The sequence below is a fragment of the Klebsiella sp. MS 92-3 genome, from assembly GCF_000195655.1.
Classification (GTDB): domain Bacteria; phylum Pseudomonadota; class Gammaproteobacteria; order Enterobacterales; family Enterobacteriaceae; genus Klebsiella; species Klebsiella pneumoniae.
In genome coordinates this window covers 68,779-71,700 of the sequence record NZ_GL882858.1, presented here as the reverse complement: position 1 = coordinate 71,700, position 2,922 = coordinate 68,779, and the positions used below count along the sequence as shown (strand labels likewise).

Below are 2,922 nucleotides of genomic sequence, written 5' to 3'. Positions count from 1 at the left end.
GGGGGGGGGGGGGGGGGGGGGGGAGGGGGGAGGCTGTGCGGAACTACAGGCGCATGGCCACGGCGAGGCGGTTAAAGGCGTTCATCAGACTGACGGCGAAGGTCAGATCGCTTATCTGACGCGGGGTAAAATGTTCGCGCAGCGGCTGGTAAACCTCATCTTCCGCATGGCTGGCGGCAATGTCGGTGACCGACTCGGCCCAAGCCAGCGCCGCGCGTTCGGCCGGAGTAAAGTGGGCGCTTACCCGCCAGCCCGCAAGGGCATCCAGTTTGCTTTGCGCCATGCCGCCTTTGCGCAGCGCCTGGCTATGTTTCTCAAGACAGAAGGCGCAGCCGTTGATCTGCGAGACGCGTAAATAAACCAGCTCTACCAGGGCGTTGCCCAGCTCGCTTTTCTCCAGCGCGATGCTGGCCTGTACCAGCCCTTTATAGACTTCCGGGCTCAGTTCACTGAATGGCTGACGTAATTGGTTCATGGTGTTCTCCTCTCTAAGACGGCAGCCAAAATAGCACTATAATGGACTGCAAAAGATAGCCATATTCTGATGAAAAAAGCAGACCATAATGGAAGCGATTAACCTCCCGCTTTATCAGCGTATCGCCCGCCAGTTGAAATCGGCGATTGAACGTGGCGAACTGACCCCGGGCAGCCGTTTGCCCGCCAGCCGGGTGTACGCTCAGGAGCAGGGCGTTTCCCGGGCGACCATCGAAAACGCCTGGGGAGAGCTGGTCGCCCAGGGATGGCTCGAGCGGCGTGGGCAGGCGGGGACCTTTGTCAGCGAGCGGCTCAGCCCGCGCCAGCTGGCGCCGGTACCGCCAGTGCAACCGGCCGCGCCGACGGAGCCGCTGCCGTTTCAGATGGGGCTGCCGGCGCTGGATCTCTTTCCGCGCGGGCAGTGGGCGCGGGTGATGGGGCGTCGGCTGCGGACGCAGTCGCGGTTCGATCTTGCACCCGGCGATCCCGGCGGCGATCCGCTTCTGCGCCAGGCTATCGTCGATTATCTACGCCTGTCACGCAGTATCGACTGTCAGCCGGATCAGGTGTTGATCACCGGCAGCTATGCCGCCTCCATGAACCTTATCCTGCGTACCCTGGCGCAGCCGGGACAGCATATGTGGATGGAAGATCCGGGGTATCCCTTTATCCGGCCGGTCGTCGAGGCTGGGCAGCTGGCGGTGGATGCGATTCCCGTGGACGACGAAGGGATGGACGTCGGCTGGGGCCAGCGTCATCACCCGCAGGCGCGATTTGCCCTGCTCACACCAGCCCATCAGAGTCCGCTGGGGGTCGCGCTGTCGCTTCCCCGACGCCGCCAGCTGCTGGCGTGGGCCGCGGAGCGCGACGCGTGGATCATTGAGGACGATTACGATAGCGAGTTTCGCTATCACGGCAAACCGCTGCCGCCGCTGAAAAGCCTTGATGCGCCGCAGAGGGTTATCTACGCGGGCACCTTCAGTAAGTCGATGTTCCCGGCGCTGCGCACCGCCTGGCTGGTGGTGCCGACCCCGCTGGTGGCGCGTTTTCACCAGACCGCGGAGCGCCAGTCCTGCACCGTTCCCACCCTGTGGCAGCAGACGCTGGCGGATTTTATCCAGCAGGGACATTTTTGGCGTCATTTGAAGAAAATGCGTGCCAGCTATAGCCAGCGTAGACAGTGGCTGGAGTCGGCTCTGCAGGCGCAGGGCTTTCAGGTCACGCCGCAGCTGGGGGGAATTCAACTGGTTATGTCGGTCAGCGGCGACGATCGGCTGCTCGCGCGGCGGGCGGTTGTGGCCGGGCTGGCGGTGCAGGCGCTGAGCGACTGGCGGATTCGCCACGCGGGCGAGGGGGGATTATTGATGAGTTTTACCAATATACGTTCGCCGGCGATGGCTGACGGACTTGCCCGACGGCTGAGAGAGGCGATAGCGATTTGATGGCGCTTAAGTCGGGGAAGCAGAAAAACCCTGCGGCCAGAGGCGCGCAGGGGCTGACGCGTATTTGTTATCTTCATTGCCTTCCGTAAAGCTCGCGGGCTACCGCGCGCCAATCGCGCGGCGGCAGCCGACGCTTAAGCTATTATCGACGTAAATTGAGCAATACGCCAATAAATACCCCGACGGCGGCGGCGGCGCCCACACTGTGCCACGGTTTATTGCGCACGTAGGTATCGGCACAGCCCAGCGCATCGCACGCTGCCTGGCGCGCATCCAGCGCCGCCTGCTGCACCCGGTTGTGGCCATTAAGGCGGGCACGAGTCTCTTTTAACAGCGACTGCGCTTTGACACGCGCCGCTTCCGCTTCCTCTTTGGCGTCACTGCCCCATGATTTCAGCACCTCTTCCAGCGTATCCGCTAATTGGCTGACATCGTTATGAATATCTTCGGCGTTCTCGTCAAAATTGTTGCGGTTCACATGGTTAGCCATCGTTATCTCCCTTAATTCCATCGAGTGAGTAAGTGTAGGACAAGATTTTGAATTATGCTTACTGTTGTGGTTTCTGGAATTTTCCGAAAGCACTGTCCTTAATGAATAAGGTAAGGTCAATGTGCGGTAAAAGATAACGAGGAATCAGTATGTATTTAAGACCCGATGAGGTGGCGCGTGTTCTTGAAAAAGCCGGCTTCACCATGGATGTTGTGACGCAAAAAGCGTACGGCTATCGCCGCGGCGATAATTATGTTTATGTGAACCGCGAAGCGCGCATGGGGCGAACAGCGTTAGTTATTCATCCGGCGTTAAAAGAGCGCAGCAATATGCTGGCCGAACCGGCTTCAGATATCAAAACCTGTGATCATTATGAACAGTTTCCGCTGTATTTAGCCGGGGATGCGCAACAACATTATGGTATTCCGCATGGATTTAGCTCACGCATGGCGCTTGAGCGTTTTCTGAATGGGCTATTTGGCGAAGCCCAGCCGGCAATGTCGACGAATTAATACG

General features: G+C 59.4%; 4 protein-coding genes. 2 read left to right on the top strand and 2 right to left on the bottom strand.

The features are described 5' to 3' along the window. Nucleotides 1-43 precede the first annotated feature (43 nt). Nucleotides 44-475 carry a carboxymuconolactone decarboxylase family protein gene (locus HMPREF9538_RS03725; protein ID WP_004151037.1) on the bottom strand — a complete coding sequence of 144 codons (432 nt, stop codon included), beginning with the start codon at nt 473-475 and terminating at the stop codon, nt 44-46. Between the two features lie 88 nt (nt 476-563). Between HMPREF9538_RS03725 and HMPREF9538_RS03730 the strand changes: the two genes are divergently transcribed. After that, complete coding sequence (locus tag HMPREF9538_RS03730) at nt 564-1,916, top strand: PLP-dependent aminotransferase family protein (protein WP_004149442.1); 1,353 nt, start codon at nt 564-566, stop codon at nt 1,914-1,916. Nucleotides 1,917-2,058: 142 nt separating this feature from the next. Here the strand turns inward: HMPREF9538_RS03730 and HMPREF9538_RS03735 are convergent, their stop codons facing one another. Further along, nucleotides 2,059-2,406: a DUF883 domain-containing protein gene (locus HMPREF9538_RS03735; RefSeq protein ID WP_002914293.1), complete on the bottom strand. Its 348-nt coding sequence runs from the start codon at nt 2,404-2,406 to the stop codon at nt 2,059-2,061. A gap of 149 nt (nt 2,407-2,555) precedes the next feature. Between HMPREF9538_RS03735 and HMPREF9538_RS03740 the strand changes: the two genes are divergently transcribed. Then, nucleotides 2,556-2,918, top strand: a complete 363-nt coding sequence (locus tag HMPREF9538_RS03740) for a DUF2002 family protein (protein ID WP_002914291.1) — start codon at nt 2,556-2,558, stop codon at nt 2,916-2,918. Nucleotides 2,919-2,922 lie beyond the last annotated feature (4 nt).

Coding starts and splice junctions, on each gene's coding strand:
- HMPREF9538_RS03740 (WP_002914291.1), top strand. CDS start 2,556: ATGTATTTAAGACCCGATGAGGTGGCGCGTGTTCTTGAAAAAGCCGGC.
- HMPREF9538_RS03730 (WP_004149442.1), top strand. CDS start 564: ATGGAAGCGATTAACCTCCCGCTTTATCAGCGTATCGCCCGCCAGTTG.
- HMPREF9538_RS03725 (WP_004151037.1), bottom strand. CDS start 475: ATGAACCAATTACGTCAGCCATTCAGTGAACTGAGCCCGGAAGTCTAT.
- HMPREF9538_RS03735 (WP_002914293.1), bottom strand. CDS start 2,406: ATGGCTAACCATGTGAACCGCAACAATTTTGACGAGAACGCCGAAGAT.